The sequence below is a fragment of the Streptomyces sp. BK208 genome (assembly GCF_004364245.1).
Lineage (GTDB): Bacteria > Actinomycetota > Actinomycetes > Streptomycetales > Streptomycetaceae > Streptomyces.
The window spans coordinates 199,373-215,769 of sequence record NZ_SOAV01000009.1; the positions used below are offsets into that span (position 1 = coordinate 199,373).

Genomic DNA, 16,397 nt, shown 5'->3' on the forward strand with positions numbered 1-16,397 from the left:
GTTCCTTACGCGCAACAGCGCCCTGACCTGCACTTTCCCCGGCTCACCCGGCCTGACGAACCGGAAAAAACGCCGCGCGGGCGAGGCGCCGCCCGTGCCACCCGGGGCTCCGGTTGCCCCGTGCGGCGCCGCCGACTCCTCTCGCGCCCGGCGGACGGCACCCCCGGACGGCCGGCGGACCGGTGCGCGCCGCCCGGCTCACCCGGACGTACGGGGCCGGCGGGGTCAGGGTTGCCTCAGCGACGCAGATCACCGCACGTCCGACTACAGTGCGGCGGAGGATGGGGGTAGTCTCAGACGGACTGAATAAGTTACCGCTTAGTAATACCGCCCCCTCGTAACCTCGCAGGCCCGAGGAGCCCCCAAATGCAACTCGCCGCGATCATCGTGTCGCTGGTCCTGATCGTGGTCGGCGTCGCACTGTTCGGCCGCGCCGTCCTGCAGATCTTCAACTACATGCGGCTGGGCCAGCCGGTGCCGGCCGGAACGCGGACCAACGACCCCGTGGACCGCACCGTCACCGTGGTCAGGGAGTTCCTCGGCCACACCCGGATGAACCGCTGGGGCATCGTCGGGGTGGCGCACTGGTTCGTCGCCGTGGGCTTCTTCTCCCTGCTGCTGACCATCGTCAACGCCGTCGGCCAGCTCTTCGAGGCCGACTGGATCCTGCCGGTCATCGGCGACTGGGCGCCGTACAACGTCTTCGTCGAGTTCATCGGCACGATGACGGTGCTCGGCATCCTGGTCCTGATCGCGATCCGCCAGGTGAGCAAGCCGAACCGGCCGGGCCGCAAGTCCCGCTTCGCCGGCTCCAACTTCGGCCAGGCGTACTTCGTCGAGGCCGTCATCCTCATCGTCGGCGTCTGCATCTTCATGCTGCACGCGCTGGAGGGCGCCCTCCACCACGTGGACGGCTACGAGGCGTCGTTCTTCATCTCGTACCCGGTCGTCTCCGCGCTGCGGGACGCGGACCTCGGCACCCTGCAGAACCTGGTCTACTTCTTCGCCGGGCTGAAGATCGCGACCTCCTTCATCTGGATGATCACCGTCGCGCTGAAGACCGACATGGGCGTGGCCTGGCACCGCTTCCTGGCCTTCCCGAACATCTGGTTCAAGCGCGACGCGAAGGGCGGCACCTCGCTCGGCGCACTGCTCCCGATGACCTCGGGCGGCAAGCCGATCGACTTCACCGACCCCGGCGACGACGACGTCTTCGGCGTCTCCCAGGTCGAGCAGTTCTCCTGGAAGGGCCTGCTGGACTTCTCCACCTGCACCGAGTGCGGCCGCTGCCAGTCGCAGTGCCCCGCCTGGAACACCGGCAAGCCGCTCTCCCCCAAGCTCCTGATCATGTCCCTGCGCGACCACGCGCACGCCAAGGCCCCTTACCTGCTGGCCGGCGGCGGCAAGACGATGGAGGGCGAGGAGAAGGCGTCCGCCGAGCAGCTCGAGGACGTCCCGGCCGCCGCCCTCGCGGAGGCCGAGCGCCCGCTGATCGGCACCCTCGAAGAGAACGGCGTCATCGACCCCGACGTCCTGTGGTCCTGCACCACCTGCGGCGCCTGCGTCGAGCAGTGCCCCGTCGACATCGAGCACGTCGACCACATCGTCGACATGCGCCGCTACCAGGTCATGATCGAGTCCGCGTTCCCGTCCGAGGCGGGCACGATGCTCAAGAACCTGGAGAAGAAGGGCAACCCCTGGGGCCTGGCCAAGAAGCAGCGCCTGGAGTGGCTCAAGGAGCTGGACTTCGAGGTCCCGGTCGTCGGCAAGGACATCGAGGACCTCACCGAGGTCGAGTACCTGTACTGGGTCGGCTGCGCCGGCGCCCTGGAGGACCGCGCCAAGAAGACCACCAAGGCCTTCGCCGAGCTGCTGCACATCGCGGGCGTCAAGTTCGCCATCATGGGCGGCGACGAGAAGTGCACCGGTGACTCCGCCCGCCGCCTGGGCAACGAGCCGCTGTTCCAGGAGCTCGGCATGGAGAACGTCATGTCCCTCAACGCCGCCTTCGGCGAGGAGATGGACGACGACGGCAAGGTCACCGAGGAGTCGCGCAAGCCCAGGTCGGCGAAGAAGATCGTCGCCACCTGCCCGCACTGCCTCAACACCCTCGGCAACGAGTACCCGCAGCTCGGCGGCGACTACGAGGTCGTCCACCACACCCAGCTGCTCCAGCACCTGGTCGACGAGGGCAAGCTGCTCCCGGTCACCCCGGTCGAGGGCATCATCACGTACCACGACCCCTGCTACCTGGGCCGGCACAACAAGATCTACACGCCGCCGCGCGAGATCATCGCCGCCGTCCCGGGCGTCCGCAACGAGGAGATGCACCGCCACAAGGAGCGCGGCTTCTGCTGCGGCGCCGGCGGCGCGCGGATGTGGATGGAGGAGCGGATCGGCAAGCGCATCAACAACGAGCGCGTCGACGAGGCCCTCTCCGTCAACCCCGACATCGTCTCCACCGCCTGCCCGTTCTGCCTCGTCATGCTGACCGACTCGGTCAACGGCAAGAAGAACGACGGCAAGGCCAAGGAGTCCATCCAGGTCGTCGACGTCGCCCAGCTCCTGCTGGACTCCGTCAGGACCCCGGCCGACCCGACCGGCGAACCCGAGCCGGAGAACGAGCCGACGCCGGAACCGGTGAAGTAGCCGCCCGCGTCCGCGCCTTCCACCGACACCCCCGAGTCCCGCCCGGACCCGGGGGTGTCGCCGTATCCCCAACGCGTGCATCATGAACCGGTCGTTGTCGCTGATACGGGTTGATACGGACGAGGTGAACGGTGCGCCTGCGAAGACACACCCTGACCGGCACGGCCGCCGCCGGCTGCCTGCTGCTGCTCACCGCCTGCGGCCACGACGCGGCGCCGGCCGCCGAGGACGCCGGGCCCACCCCGGTGCGCGCCGCCGAGGCCCCCGCCCTGCTCCCCGTCCCGCGCGGCCGGGGCAGCGAGGTCCCCGACGACTTCAACGGCGACGGCCACCGCGACCTGGTCCTCGACGACCTGGTCACCGCGGAGAGCCACGCGGACGACGCGGGCATCGGCATCGTCTACGGCTCGCCCGGCGGACCGGTGCCGGGAGCCCGGCAGCTGCTCACCCCGAAGCGGCACGCGGCACCGACGGACGGCCAGGTGCCGGCCGTGTTCGAGGCCGAGGCGAGCTGCGACCTCGACGGCGACGGCTTCACCGACCTGGTGGTCACCACCGACCCGCCCTACGACGGCCGGGGCCGCCCCCCGGTCCCCCTCCAGATCCTCTTCGGCTCCCCCTCGGGACCGGCCCGCGCCGTCCCGCTCGCGGTCCCCTCCCGGGCCCGCTACGGCAACGACTGGCCCGAGCGCCCCGTGTGCGGCGACTTCGACGGCGACGGCGCCGAGGACCTGGTCGTCCACGCCTCCGCCGGCCGCCTCAGCTACCTGCGCGGCCCCTTCACCCGCAAGGGCGCCCCCGCCCGGGCCGGCGCCCCCGTCCCCTCTCCCGGCGAGGCGCCGACCGGCCCCGCCGCCGACGTGAACCGCGACGGGTACGACGACCTGGTCGTCCGCACCTCCGCGGGCCCCGGCGACGCGGCCGTCGTCCTGGGCGGCCCGGACGGCCCGGCCCGCACCGGGGTCACCCTCCCCGCCGGCGTCGACGTCGCCCTCGGCTCCTTCGGCAGGGGCGAGGCCCTGGACGCGGCCGTGGGCACCGTGGACGCCACCGCGCTGCGCTACGACCTGCCCACCGCCGCACGAGGCACCCTCGACACCCCCGGCTCGATGCTCGACGCCGCCGACTTCGACGGCGACGGCCTGAGCGAGCTGGTCGCCGGCGGCTCCGGCGTACGCGTGTACCCCGGCAGCCGGACGGGCCCCACGACACGGGGCGCGATCACGGTGCGGCCCGCGACGACGGGCACGACGCGGGTGCTGACGGTCGGCGACTTCGACGGCGACGGCCTGGCCGACCTGGTGGTGTGCACGGCCCAGGGCGACACGAAGGACACCGTCGAGGTCCACCGGGGCACGGCGAAGGGCACGGTGACGGCGGAACCCGCGGTCACCTTCTCGACCTCGCAGTTCCTGACACCCTGAGGCACGAAGGAACACGCGCACGACCCGCCGGCGGGGCCTCGGGGACGCCTCGGGGACCACCCGTAGGGGATGTCACAGCTCGGCCGCAAAGGACCCCCCGAACGGCCGGGCCCCGCACGTCACTCTCCGGGACCAGGTACGTTCGAAGGCGTGGCTGGATTCAGGATCGGACGCGGCCGGGACAACGGCGCTCCACACACGCGACCGCAACGCCCCCCGTACGGACAGCAGGCGCCCCAGGGACCGTCGTACGGCGGCCCGGCGACGCCCCAGCAGCCGTACCCGCAGCCGCCGTACGGAGGTGGCGGCCCCGCCCCGGCACCCGGCGGATCCCCGTGGCCCCAGGCACACGGCGGCGGCCACGGTGAACCGGAGTACTTCGGCGACGGCGGCTACGGCCACGGCGGGCAGCCCCCGCAGGCCCCGTACGACCCGTACGCGGCCAACAACCCGGGCCACACCCAGGCGTTCACCGTCGACGACCCCTACAGCCAGGGCGACACCTACCGCGCCGGTTCCGCCCCGGCGCCCGGTCCCGTCGGCCCCCGCCTGCACTGGAAGGACCTGCTGAAGGGCGTCGTCCTCGCCCCCGGCCAGACCTTCCTCCAGATGCGGGACTACGCGATGTGGGCCCCGGCGCTCATCGTCACCTTCCTCTACGGGCTGCTGGCCGTCTTCGGCTTCGACGGCGCCCGCGAGGAGGCGATCAACGCCACCCTGTCCAACGCGATCCCGATCGTCCTGACCACGGCGGTGGCGCTGGTGCTCAGCGCCTTCGTCCTGGGCGTGGTCACCCACACCCTGGCCCGCCAGCTCGGCGGCGACGGCGCCTGGCAGCCCACGGTCGGCCTCTCCATGCTGATCATGTCCCTCACGGACGCGCCGCGCCTGGTCGTCGCGATGTTCGCCGGTGGCGACGCGCCCTTCGTCCAGATCCTCGGCTGGGCCACCTGGGTCGCGGCCGGCGCCCTGCTCACCCTCATGGTCGCCCGCTCCCACGACCTGCCCTGGCCCAAGGCGCTCGGCGCGTCCGCGATCCAGCTGATCGCCCTGCTGTCGATCGTGAAGCTCGGCACCTTCTGACAGCCGGCCGTACGAAGGCCCCCGGTGTGACGCACACCGGGGGCCTTTTCCCTGCCGCACGACGCTCACCAGGTGCTACTGTCGCCCTGCTCGCGCAGGACGAGCGGCGACATCGTGAAACGCCCCCCTGCGCGACCGCCCTGGGGAGGGACCTCTTTCGTGATTCGTCCGCTGAACAAGCGGGCCGTGCGCCGTCGGCGTGCGCTCGGCCGTACCGCTCTCACCGTCACGCTCGCCGTGACCGCCGGCATCGGCACCGCGACCGTCGGCACTCACGCCGTGGCGGCCGCCGGGACCACCGCCGCGTCCGCCGACCCCGTCGTCGTCAGCCCGGGCGCACGCTTCGTGCCCCGCGCCACCGTCGTCCTGAACTCCGGCGAGACCGGCTTCCTCACCGCGCAGGAGGGTGACGACCGCCTGCGCTGGATCGACTACGCCACCGGCGCGACGTCCGTCCTCGACCACCGGCTGCCCAAGCCGCTCGCCTACGACGTGGACGACTTCCGCTTCGCCGAGTACCCCGGGGACTTCGGCCACGGCTCCGACACCGTCGCCCTGTACGCCCCGGCCCCGTCGCCGCACGTGACGCTCCAGCAGCGGGCCGGCGAAGGACCGAAGGTCACCGTCCCGATCCCGGAGGGCCAGACGTACGTCGCCACCTACGGCGACACCGTCATCACCCGCACCGGCACCGAGGAAGCCGCCACCGGCCTGCACCTGCTGCGCCAGGAGAACGGCGCGGTGCGGGACCGGAAGCTGGAAGGGCTGCCGGAGGGCTGGCGCCTCAGCATCAGCTCGGGCGACACCCGGTCCGTGGCCGTCCGCGCGATCAAGTGGGAGGACTCCCGGATGTCGCAGGGGTGGTGGGTCGTCGACCTCGCCACCGGGTCGCTGAAGACGCTGTCCACGCACGGCGAGAGCGTCGTCTTCGACCGCGACACCGTCTTCCACCTCGGCGCCCCCGAGTCCTACGCCGCCCAGGTCTACCGCCGGGACGACCTGGACGCCGAGCCGACCACCCTCGACCTGCGGGACGTGGGCGCGTACGACGACACGATCGTGCCCTTCGCCGGCGGCTTCGCCACCGTGTCCGCACCCAACCCCGGCAACAACGAGTACCGCGGCAACGCGCTCACCCTGAGGGACGCCGAGGGCCGCAGCGCGAAGACCCTGCTGACCGTCGCCTCCCCCTCGCTGCACCGCACGCCCGACGGCTCGCTGCTGGTGACCGGCGCCGAGAAGAACACCGACTACGGCCCGCTCGACTGGGGCTACTACCTCCTCACCCCCGCCGCCGACGGCACCGTCACCCGCAAGCGCGTCGCCGGCATCGAGGACCGGGAGGCCGAGCCGTACGGCATCTCGCTGGGCAGCGGCATCCTCACCACGGCCGACGACTCCAAGCTCTACATGCCGGGCACCTACGTCGGCGCCTACCGCAGCACCTGGCTGAAGACCTCCGGCCGCCCGGAGGAGCTGAACTCGACCGTCGACGGCCTCGTGAGCGGCCGTGACGACGACTGCGGCGACTCCGAGAACGGCTACTGCGTCACCATGTTCGCGAGCGGCGACGGCCACCACGGACGCGAGGCCGCCACCGAGCAGGGCGTCACCATGCTCTACCGCAACGGCGACTCCGCCTGGGGACCGCGGGTGACCTCGGGCTTCTACAGCCCCGAGCTGATCGGCCTCTCCGGCCGGTACGGCATCGCCGACGAGGCATCGGGCGGCACGCAGGCCGTCCTCCGCTTCAAGGACGGCGACACCGGGAGCGTCCTGGAGAAGCGCGAGATCACCGCGGCCTCCGTCTGGGGCAACACGCTGTGGAGCGCCACCGGCAGCTGGGACGACCCCGCACTGGACCTGCCGACCACGGTGACCGCGAAGAACCTGTCGACGGGTGCCGCCGGCGAGACCTTCGACGCGGGGTGCGTCCCCCGCGACCTCCAGGCCGTCGGCCGCTGGGTGTACTGGCAGTGCGACGACTCCTGGCCCAACTACCCGGGCGGCGGCGTCTACGACCGGCAGGCCAAGCGCTCCCTGCGGCTCGGCACCGACAAGGCCCTCCTCGGCGACGGCTACCTGGTCCGCCAGTCGGACAGGACCGGTCTGACCCTCGTCGACCTGCACGGGGGTCTCCCGGCCGGCGGCACGGAGGCGGACCTGCCGCAGCACGTGATCGTCACCGCCGCCGAGCTGGGCGACCGGACCGTGCCCCGGGCCGGCTGGACCGTGGACCGCTTCGGCGGCCACGTCGCCTACACGGGCGAGGACCGCCGGGTGCGGATCGTCCCGTCGGGCGTCCCCGCCTCCGGGATCGCCGTCATCGACGCGGAGACCTCGCCGGCCCTGGACATCCGGGCCGGGGCGCCGTGGGCGTCCCGCTGGTGGCTGTCGAAGCCGGCGGCCTCCTGGACGCTGACACTGAGGAACAAGGCGAGCGGCAGGACCGTGCGCACGCTGTCCGGCGGCGAGGCCCGCGGCCTGGTCTCGGCCTCCTGGGACGGCAAGGACGCCGCCGGGAAGTACGTCGCGAACGGCGCCCACACCTGGACCCTGACCGCGAAGCCCGCCGACGGCGTCGGGGCCGACCTGTCCGTCTCCGGCACCGTGCCGGTCACCGGCGGCGCCGCCGTGTGGCGGGACATGGCCGGCGACGACGGCTTCGGCGACCTCCTGACGACGGACGCCGCCGGCGCCGTGTCGATGTACCGGGGCACCGGGACCGGTGCACTGTCGTCCCGTCTCGCCGGAACCGGCGGCGCGCTCCCCACCGGCTCGGTGCTCGTGCCCGTCGGAGACGTGGACGGCGACCGCTGCGCCGACGTGCTGGCGCGGGTCGGCGACGAGCTGCGGGCCTACCGCCCGGGCTGCGGCAAGATCGTCGGCGCCTCCTCGCCGTACACGCCGATCGGCACGGGCTGGGCCCAGTACGACCAGCTGACCTCGCCGGGCGACCTGAACGGGGACGGCTTCACGGACCTGATCGCCCGCCAGAAGAGCACCGGCGACATCTACTTCTACGCGGGCACGGCGGATCACCACCTGAAGTCCCGGGTGCGGATCCAGACCGACTGGAAGCTGTACAAGTGGATCACCGGCGCCGGGGACCTGAACGGCGACGGCCGCGGTGACCTGCTCGGCCAGGACTCCGCCGGTGTCCTGTGGCGGTACTACGGCACCGCGGCCGGCGGCGTGACCAAGCGGGAACGGGTCGGCGGCGGCTGGAACGTCTACTCCGCCCTCGTCGGCACCGGCGATCTGACCGGCGACGGCCGCGCCGACCTGCTGGCCCGCGACACCACCGGGAAGCTGTGGCGGTACGCGTCCACGGGAGCCGGCACGTACGCCGGCCGGGTCCTGGTCGGCACGGGCGGCTGGAACACCTTCAAGGGCCTGTACTGATCCCACCCGGCCCGCACACGAAGGAGGGGCCCCCGGCGCGACGACATCGCACCGGGGGCCCCTCTTCCGTCACCGTCAGGCGTCGAGCACCTGGCCGTCGCGCCGCACCACGGGCGGAAGGACGCTCCACGGGAAGTTGATCCACTCATCGGTGCGCTTCCACACGTACTCGCACTGGACGAGGGAGTGCGACTTCTCGTAGATCACCGCGCTGCGGACCTCGGCGACCGTGTCGAGGCAGAAGTCCCGCACCAGCTTGAGCGTCTTGCCGGTGTCGGCGACGTCGTCGGTGATCAGGACCTTCTTGTCGGAGAAGTCGATGACGTTCGGGACGGGCGCGAGCATGACGGGCATGTCGAGGGTGGTCCCCACGCCGGTGTAGAACTCCACGTTCACCAGGTGGATGTTCTTGCAGTCGAGCGCGTACGCGAGCCCGCCGGCGACGAAGACGCCACCGCGGGCGATGGAGAGCACTATGTCCGGCTCGTACCCGTCGTCCGCGACGGCCTGCGCCAGCTCGCGCACGGCGACGCCGAACTGCTCGTAGGTCAGATTCTCCCGAACATCACTCATGCGCGCGTCCTGCTCATCACTGGGTTCATACCTGGGTCCGATGGAAATTGAGGAAGGACCGGGAGGCGGTCGGCCCCCGCTGGCCCTGGTAACGGGACCCGTAACGCTCGCTCCCGTACGGGTGCTCGGCCGGCGACGTGAGCCGGAACATGCACAGCTGCCCGATCTTCATCCCCGGCCACAGCTTGATCGGCAGGGTCGCGAGATTGCTCAGCTCCAGCGTCACGTGCCCCGAGAAGCCGGGGTCGATGAACCCGGCGGTGGAGTGCGTGACCAGCCCGAGCCGCCCCAGCGAGCTCTTTCCTTCGAGCCGGGAGGCGAGATCGTCGGGCAGCGTGATGACCTCGTACGTGCTGGCCAGCACGAACTCGCCGGGATGCAGGATGAACGGCTCGTCGCCCTCAGGCTCCACGAGCCGGGTCAGGTCCACCTGCTCGACGGAGGGGTCGATGTGCGGGTACCGGTGATTCTCGAACACCCGGAAATAGCGGTCGAGGCGCACGTCGATGCTCGACGGCTGCACCATGGAGTCGTCGAACGGATCGATCCGCACCCGACCGTTGTCGATCTCGGCCCGGATGTCCTTGTCTGAGAGAAGCACGCACCGAGGATACGCAAGGCGCGCGGAGCAGCGACAACCGCCGCCGCGCCGCGCGCCCGGACTGTACCTGTACCGCTGTGCTGCTCCCGCTCTGCCGCCCCCGCGCTACCGCCTCTCCGCGCCCACCGGCACGGCACTCCGCAGCCGCGCACACCGCGGACATCGGACGAGCCGGCCGGGGCCGAGCCGCTCGGCCTTCTGCATCGGGAACGAGGTGGCGGTGAACACGTGCCCATCGGCACAGCGGACGACGGTGCGCTCCATCAAGTCCTTCAAGTCCCTTCCCCAAGAGCCGCGTCTGGCTTCCTACCCTGACGACAAAAGCCACAGTACGGGATGAAAGAGACGACTCTCCAGGCGGCACTCCGCCCGCACGCAGACCCTCTCCGGGGCCCCCACCGTACGCCCCAACTGGTGCCCCTCGCAGCCGCGTCGACACCCCCGGAAACGACCACCGGCCCCACGGCGCGAACACCGGGGGCCGGGCATGGGGTAGAGTGAGCGAGCGTCCAGACACCGGCCGTGGTCGGCGTCTTACGCGGGTGTAGTTTAATGGTAGAACATCAGCTTCCCAAGCTGAGAGCGCGAGTTCGATTCTCGTCACCCGCTCCACGAAGAGGCCCAGGTTGTCGACCTGGGCCTTCCTTGTTGTCCGGTCCGGACAGCGCAGCATGCACGCCGGCAGGGTGGTGTGGCAGGCGGTCATGTCCGTACGGCCGAATCGGCGTTCGACTCTGCCCGAAGAGGCGTTCTTGACGCGGAGCCCGTTCCCTCAGCCCCGGCTGTCGGCGTGGGCCCCTTCTCGGTCGCCACGGCCTCGATGCCGGTCCCTTTCCTCTGCCTTCCCCGGAGGTCTGTCCGGGCTCCCCTTTCACCTGCGCGGCCTCGGCCGGTCCGTCGCGCCTTCGGCCGTGTATCCGGTTCGTGTCGGGCGGCGCTCGGAATCGCATCAAAGGGGAGGGAGGCGGCGGGAGGCACGAGTGCTGTCCGTTGCCTGCCGTAATGTTCCGATCGTGACGTGGTCTCGCGCACGTCGGGGACGTGGGCCGGGGCCGTCCCGCCCCCCGAACAGGAGCCCACCTCGTGTCCTCGACCGACTCCCCCGCGTCCACCGCGCGCGTGCTCCTGGTGGAGGACGACGACCTGATGCGCCGGTCCTTCGCCGTCGCCCTGGAACGGTACGGCTACGGGGTGCGGGTCGCCGCCGACGGGCTCGCCGGGCTCGAACTCTTCCGTGCGGAGGAGTTCGACCTGCTGGTCCTGGACGTGATGCTGCCCGGTCTGGACGGGATCGGGCTGTGCCGCCGGGTCCGGGAGACCAGTCTGGTCCCGGTGCTGATGATGTCCGCGCGGGGCGACGGGCTCGACGTGGTCTCGGGTCTGGAGGCCGGTGCCGACGACTACGTCGTGAAGCCGGTGGAGACGTACGTCCTGGTGGCCCGGATGCGGTCGCTGCTGCGGCGCGCCACCTACTCGCCCGCTCCCCGGAGCGGTCCGGCCGCCGGCGGTGAGCGGCCGGAGGACGAGGCCGTGCTGGAGTTCGGGGATCTGCGGATCGACACCGCCGGGATGGAGGTCTTCCTCTCCGGCCGCCCGGTCGCCCTCACCCCGACCGAACTCAAGCTCCTCCTGGAGTTCGCCGCCCACCCCGGTGTCGTCCTGGAACGGCACACCCTCCTGCGGGACGTCTGGGAGTACGGCTGGGACGGCGACAGCCGGGTCGTCGACCTGTGCGTCCAGCGGCTGCGCCGCAAAGTGGGCCGGGAGCGGATCGAGACGGTCCGGGGCTTCGGATACAAGCTCCGGCGGTGACCGTGTCTCCCGCCCGCCGGCCCCGGCGCCGCCGCACCACGCTGCGCTGGAAGATCGCCGCGCTCGCCGCCGCCACGGCCCTGCTCGTGGTGGCGGCGGTCGGTGTCCTCGTCCACCTGTGGACCGCGCACGACATCCGGGGGCGCGGCGAGGCACGGGCGTTCAACGCCGTGTACGCGGCGACGGACGTCTACCGGCGCACCGGCGTCCTCACCGACGGCGCCCGGCTCGACCCCGCCGACCTGCCCGCCGAGCTGCGCGACCCGGACGACGCCGGGCGGCACACGGCCTACGACGCCCGCGTCGAGGGAAACGTCGGGCCGAGTGCCTGGGCCGCCCAGCGGACCGGAGGGCCGGGCAGCCCTGTCCTCGCCGTGCAGGTCAACCTGGGTCCGGACCACGCCAACCTCTCCCGCCTCGACGCCGCCATGGCCGTCGCCTCGCTCCTCGCGCTCGCGGCGGCCATCCCCGTCGCCGTGTACGGCGCCGGGCTCCTCGCCCGGCGTCTCGGCCACGTCGCCGAGACGGCGGCCCGGATCTCCGCCGGGGACCTCGACGCCCGCTCCGGACCCACCAGGGGCGACGACGAGGTCGCCGACATCGCCGCCACCGTCGACCGGATGGCCGACACCCTCGCCCAGCGGCTGCGCACCGAGCGCCGGTTCACCGCCGACGTGGCCCATGAACTGCGCACTCCCGTCGGTGGTCTGCTGGCCGCCGCCGGCCTCCTGCCGCCCGGCGAGACCGAGGACCTGCTGCGGGCCCGGATCCGTGACCTGCGCGGCCTCGTCGAGGACCTCCTGGAGATCTCCCGGCTGGACGCCGGTGTCGAACAGCCGGTCCGCGCCCGGGTGCCGCTCGCCGCCGTGGTGGCCGAGGCCGTGGCCCGTACGGGCCTTGAGGCGGAGGTCGGGACGGGGGTCGTCGACGCCACCGGCCAGGGCACCACGCGGACCGTGGAGACGGACCCCCGCCGCCTGGAGCGGATCGTCGGCAACCTCGTCGTCAACGCCCACCGGCACGGCGGCGCCCCCGTGCGGGTCACCGTCGACGGGCGGACGGTCGTCGTCCGCGACCACGGACCCGGCTTCCCTCCCGACCTGCTGTCCCACGGCCCGCGCCGCTTCCACACCGGCACCCGGGAACGCGGCTCGGGCCACGGCCTGGGCCTCACCATCGCCTTCGGCCAGGCCCGCGTCCTCGGCGCCGAACTCCGGCTGTCCAACGCCTCGGACGGTGGCGCCGTGGCCACCCTGCGGCTGCCCGGCTGAGGCGGGGACGAAGCCGTCACCGTCCGACCGGTACACGATGGAGCGGGGCCCGATACGCGACCGCCCAGGACCGGATACGTTCCCTCGACACCCTTCTCTTGCGTCTTTCCGTACGAGAAGAGGAACACCATGTCCGCAGACCTCCTGTCGCCGCCCCCGATGACCGGCGTCGCGGCCGCCACCACCGACCTGTCGAAGGTCTACGGCGAGGGCGACACCAGGGTCGTCGCCCTGGACCGGGTCAGCATCGCCTTCCGGGAGGGCGAGTTCACCGCGATCATGGGCCCGTCCGGCTGCGGCAAGTCGACCCTGATGCACTGCGCCGCCGGGCTCGACGCGCCCACCTCCGGCTCCGTCCGCATCGGGACCACCGAACTGGGCGGCCTCGGCGACCGGCGGCTCACCCGACTGCGCAGGGACCGGATCGGGTTCGTCTTCCAGGCGTTCAACCTGCTGCCGACGCTGACGGCGCTGGAGAACATCACGCTGCCGCTGGACATCGCGGGCCGCGAGCCCGACCGTGCGTGGCTGGACCGCGTCGTCTCCATGGTCGGCCTCACCGAGCGCCTGGGCCACCGGCCCGCCCAGCTCTCCGGCGGACAGCAGCAGCGCGTCGCCGTCGCCCGCGCGCTGGCCTCCCGCCCGGCGATCGTCTTCGGCGACGAGCCCACCGGCAACCTCGACTCGCGCGCGGGCGCCGAAGTCCTCGGTTTCCTGAGGGACTCGGTGCGCGAACTGGGCCAGACCGTCGTCATGGTCACCCACGACCCCGTCGCCGCCGGATACGCCGACCGCGTGGTGTTCCTGTCGGACGGACGCCTCGTCGAGGAGATGGTCCGCCCCACCCCCGACCGCGTCCTGGACCTGATGAAGAACCTGGGCGCCCGGTCCCACGGCGGCTGAGCCCCCTCCGCCTTCCCCGGACACCCCCGGGGCTCCCTCTCCTCCGGACACTCCCCCAAGGCCCTGGAAGACCCCCATGCTGAGAACAACCCTGCGCAACCTCCTGGCCCACAAGGCCCGGCTGGTGATGACCGTGCTCGCCGTCTGTCTGGGGGTCGCGTTCGTCAGCGGGACCCTCGTCTTCGCGGACACCACCGCCGCCGCCCACCGCGCCGCCTCGTCGAAGGACTTCGCCGGGATCGCCGTCACCGTCACCCAGAAGGCCCCCGGGCCCGGCGCCCAGGACGGACCGCCGGCGGACGTGCTCGACGACGCGCTCGCCGTGAAGCTGGCCCGGGTGCCCGGCGTCGCCGCCGTACGCCCCTCGGTCGACGGCCGGGCGACCCTGAACGCGGCGGACGGCACCCCGCTGCGCGCCGACCGCGCCTGGTCGAACCTGGCCGGCGCGTACGTGCCGGGCGAGGACGGCGAGGACAGCCGCCACCCGCTGGCCGAAGGCCGCGCCCCCGCCCGTGCGGGTGAGATCGCCGTCGACACCGGCACCGCCGGCGCGGGCGGCCTCCACGTCGGCGACACGGTCACCCTGGCCACGGACGGCCCGGTCATGACCGCGCGGCTGGTCGGCCTCGTCACCACCGACGACACCCGGGTGACGGCGGGCGGCACCCTCGTCCTCTTCGACAAGGCGACCGCGCAGAAGCTGTTCTCGACGCCGGGCCACTACACCGGCATCGATCTGTCCGCCGCTCCCGGAACCGGCGCGTACGAACTCGCCGACCGGGTCAGGGCCGTTCTCCCCGCCGACCGCGCCGAGGCCACCACGGGCCAGGCGCAGGCCGCCCAGCAGGCGACCGTCGTCGACACCCTGACCCGCGGCTACGAGAAGATCCCGATGGTCTTCGCCGGGGTCTCGCTGTTCATCGGCTCCTTCCTCATCGTCAACACCTTCACCATGGCCGTGGCCCGCCGGAGCCGGGAGACGGCCCTGCTGCGTGCGATCGGCGCCACCCGCCGCCAGGTGTCCCGCTCCGTCCTCCTGGAGGCGTTCGTGGTCGGTCTCGCCGCCTCCGCCCTCGGCTTCCTCCTCGGTCTCGGCATCGCGGCGGCCCTCCCCCACTTCCTGGGCTCCGACGGAAGCGCCCTGCCCACCGGCCCCCTGGAGATCGGCCCGCGCCCGGTCGCGGCGGCCCTCGCCGTGGGCGTGGGCGTCACCGTCCTCGCCGCCTGGCTGCCCTCCCGCCGGGCCGCGAGGACCGCGCCCGTGGAAGCGATGCGCACGGCCGAACAGCCGCCCGCCGACCGGCGGTTCCGGCTGCGCGGCGCCGTCGGCCTCGGCCTCCTCGCGCTCGGCGTGACGTGGCTGGTCTCGCTCAGCGGCGCGAAGGACGCCTCCGAGGAGAATCTGCAGAACGCCATGGCCGGCTGCGGCCTGCTCGTCGCCGCCCTGATCGCCCTCGCACCGCTCCTCGCGCCGCCGGTGATCCGGCTGGCCGGACGCCTGACCGGCCGCCTCGGCGTCACCGGCCGCCTCGCCCGCGAGAACGCCCTGCGCGACCCGCGCCGCACCGCCGCCACCGCCGCCACCCTGCTCCTGAGCACCGGCCTCGTCACCGGCCTCGCCGTCATCGGCGACTCCACCGGCCAGGCCCTCGACCGACAGGCGGCGGCCGGTCTCGCCGCGGACTACGTCGTCAGCACCCGCTCCACCATGACGGGCATCGACCCCGGAGCCGTACGACGCCTCGCGGGCACCGACGGGGTGCGCACCGCCACCGTGATCACCGACTCCACCCTGTTCACCGGCGCCGGCGTGCGGGAGATCTCCGGCGTCGACCCCGCCACCGTCCGCGACACCATGAAGCTCGACTTCCTCTCCGGCTCCGCCGAGGACCTGGCGCCCGGCCGGCTCGCCCTCTCCAGCACCCTCGCGCGCGAGCAGGGGGTGACGACCGGCGGACTGCTCAACGTGCGCCTCGGTCGCGAGGGCGAGTTCACCCGGTACGAGATCGCCGGCGTCTACAAGGACAACCCGGTCGCCCGCGACGCACTCGGCACCCGCGCCGAGGTCGCGAGGAACAGCTTCCTGCCCGGCTCGGTCCAGCGCGTCCTGCTGCGCACCGACGACACGGCGTCCGAAGCCCTGGAGACCCGCCTGCGCACCGCCGTCGGCGACAACCCGCTCCTGAAGGTGCAGGACCGCGACCAGCTCGTCCGGGAAGCCGCGGGCACCGTCGGCGACCTGCTGGACGTGATGTACGGGATGCTCGGCATCGGCGTCGTCATCAGCGGGCTCGGCATCGTCAACACCCTCGCCATGTCCGTCGCCGAACGCACCCGGGAGATCGGCGCGCTCCGCGCCCTCGGCATGGACCGCTCCGGCGTCCGCCGCATGATCCGTCTGGAAGCCCTGACGGTCGCGGGCTTCGGCACCCTCCTCGGCCTGGCGGGTGGCCTCTTCGGCGCCTGGGCGGTCGGCTCCCTCGCCAACGGAGCGATCGACCAGTACACCCTGGCCCTCCCCTGGAGCACCCTCCTCCTCGTCTGCCTCCTCTCCCTCACGGTCGGCACCCTCGCCGCCGCCGTCCCGGCCCGCCGCGCGGCGTCCCTGGGCCCGCTGGAGGCGGTCGCGGACGTGTGAGGGGGCCGGGGCCGAGGCCCCCGGCGTGCCCATGGCCC

At 72.6% G+C, this 16,397-nt stretch carries 10 protein-coding genes and 1 tRNA gene; 9 read left to right on the top strand and 2 right to left on the bottom strand.

Annotation, left to right across the window (positions count from 1 at the left end; genetic code table 11):
* Positions 1–366: 366 nt before the first annotated feature.
* The 4 genes from EV562_RS22925 to EV562_RS22940 all read left to right on the top strand — a co-directional run bounded on the left by EV562_RS22925 (position 367) and on the right by EV562_RS22940 (position 8,561).
* Positions 367–2,649, top strand: a complete 2,283-nt coding sequence (locus EV562_RS22925; protein ID WP_133888706.1) for a (Fe-S)-binding protein — start codon at positions 367–369, stop codon at positions 2,647–2,649.
* Between the two features lie 131 nt (positions 2,650–2,780).
* Positions 2,781–4,073, top strand: coding sequence for a VCBS repeat-containing protein (locus EV562_RS22930; protein WP_133888707.1), 1,293 nt, complete (start codon positions 2,781–2,783; stop codon positions 4,071–4,073).
* Positions 4,074–4,142: 69 nt separating this feature from the next.
* Entirely contained in the window at positions 4,143–5,156 is a 1,014-nt protein-coding gene (locus EV562_RS22935; protein ID WP_133888708.1) for a Yip1 family protein, read from the top strand.
* A 159-nt stretch (positions 5,157–5,315) separates the two neighbouring features.
* Complete coding sequence (locus tag EV562_RS22940) at positions 5,316–8,561, top strand: FG-GAP-like repeat-containing protein (protein WP_133888709.1); 3,246 nt, start codon at positions 5,316–5,318, stop codon at positions 8,559–8,561.
* Positions 8,562–8,636: 75 nt separating this feature from the next.
* Here EV562_RS22940 and EV562_RS22945 read toward each other — a convergent pair whose 3' ends face one another.
* A complete protein-coding gene (locus EV562_RS22945) occupies positions 8,637–9,134 on the bottom strand; it encodes a phosphoribosyltransferase (RefSeq protein WP_031043129.1) in 498 nt (165 codons plus the stop codon).
* A gap of 25 nt (positions 9,135–9,159) precedes the next feature.
* The gene (gene dcd / locus EV562_RS22950; RefSeq protein WP_127892587.1) at positions 9,160–9,735 is read right to left on the bottom strand and encodes a dCTP deaminase; all 576 of its coding nucleotides are present in this window, start codon (positions 9,733–9,735) and stop codon (positions 9,160–9,162) included.
* Positions 9,736–10,273: 538 nt separating this feature from the next.
* Between dcd and EV562_RS22955 the strand changes: the two genes are divergently transcribed.
* The 5 genes from EV562_RS22955 (at position 10,274) to EV562_RS22975 (ending at position 16,359) form a co-directional block, all read left to right on the top strand.
* A tRNA-Gly gene (locus EV562_RS22955) sits at positions 10,274–10,347 on the top strand.
* Positions 10,348–10,818: 471 nt separating this feature from the next.
* Positions 10,819–11,547 carry a two-component system response regulator CseB gene (gene cseB / locus EV562_RS22960; protein ID WP_279588511.1) on the top strand — a complete coding sequence of 243 codons (729 nt, stop codon included), beginning with the start codon at positions 10,819–10,821 and terminating at the stop codon, positions 11,545–11,547.
* Positions 11,544–12,818, top strand: a complete 1,275-nt coding sequence (locus EV562_RS22965; RefSeq protein ID WP_243860123.1) for a HAMP domain-containing sensor histidine kinase — start codon at positions 11,544–11,546, stop codon at positions 12,816–12,818. The genes cseB and EV562_RS22965 overlap by 4 nt, the downstream gene beginning before the upstream one ends.
* Before the next feature lie 129 nt (positions 12,819–12,947).
* On the top strand, positions 12,948–13,721 hold the full coding sequence (locus tag EV562_RS22970) for an ABC transporter ATP-binding protein (RefSeq protein ID WP_243860124.1): 774 nt from the start codon (positions 12,948–12,950) through the stop codon (positions 13,719–13,721).
* Between the two features lie 76 nt (positions 13,722–13,797).
* Positions 13,798–16,359: an ABC transporter permease gene (locus EV562_RS22975; protein WP_133888710.1), complete on the top strand. Its 2,562-nt coding sequence runs from the start codon at positions 13,798–13,800 to the stop codon at positions 16,357–16,359.
* Positions 16,360–16,397 lie beyond the last annotated feature (38 nt).

Bases quoted from the DNA above. Each gene is read 5' to 3' on its own strand.
- EV562_RS22925 (WP_133888706.1), top strand. From the start codon at position 367: ATGCAACTCGCCGCGATCATCGTGTCGCTGGTCCTGATCGTGGTCGGC.
- EV562_RS22935 (WP_133888708.1), top strand. From the start codon at position 4,143: ATGTCACAGCTCGGCCGCAAAGGACCCCCCGAACGGCCGGGCCCCGCA.
- EV562_RS22945 (WP_031043129.1), bottom strand. From the start codon at position 9,134: ATGAGTGATGTTCGGGAGAATCTGACCTACGAGCAGTTCGGCGTCGCC.
- EV562_RS22970 (WP_243860124.1), top strand. From the start codon at position 12,948: ATGTCCGCAGACCTCCTGTCGCCGCCCCCGATGACCGGCGTCGCGGCC.
- EV562_RS22975 (WP_133888710.1), top strand. From the start codon at position 13,798: ATGCTGAGAACAACCCTGCGCAACCTCCTGGCCCACAAGGCCCGGCTG.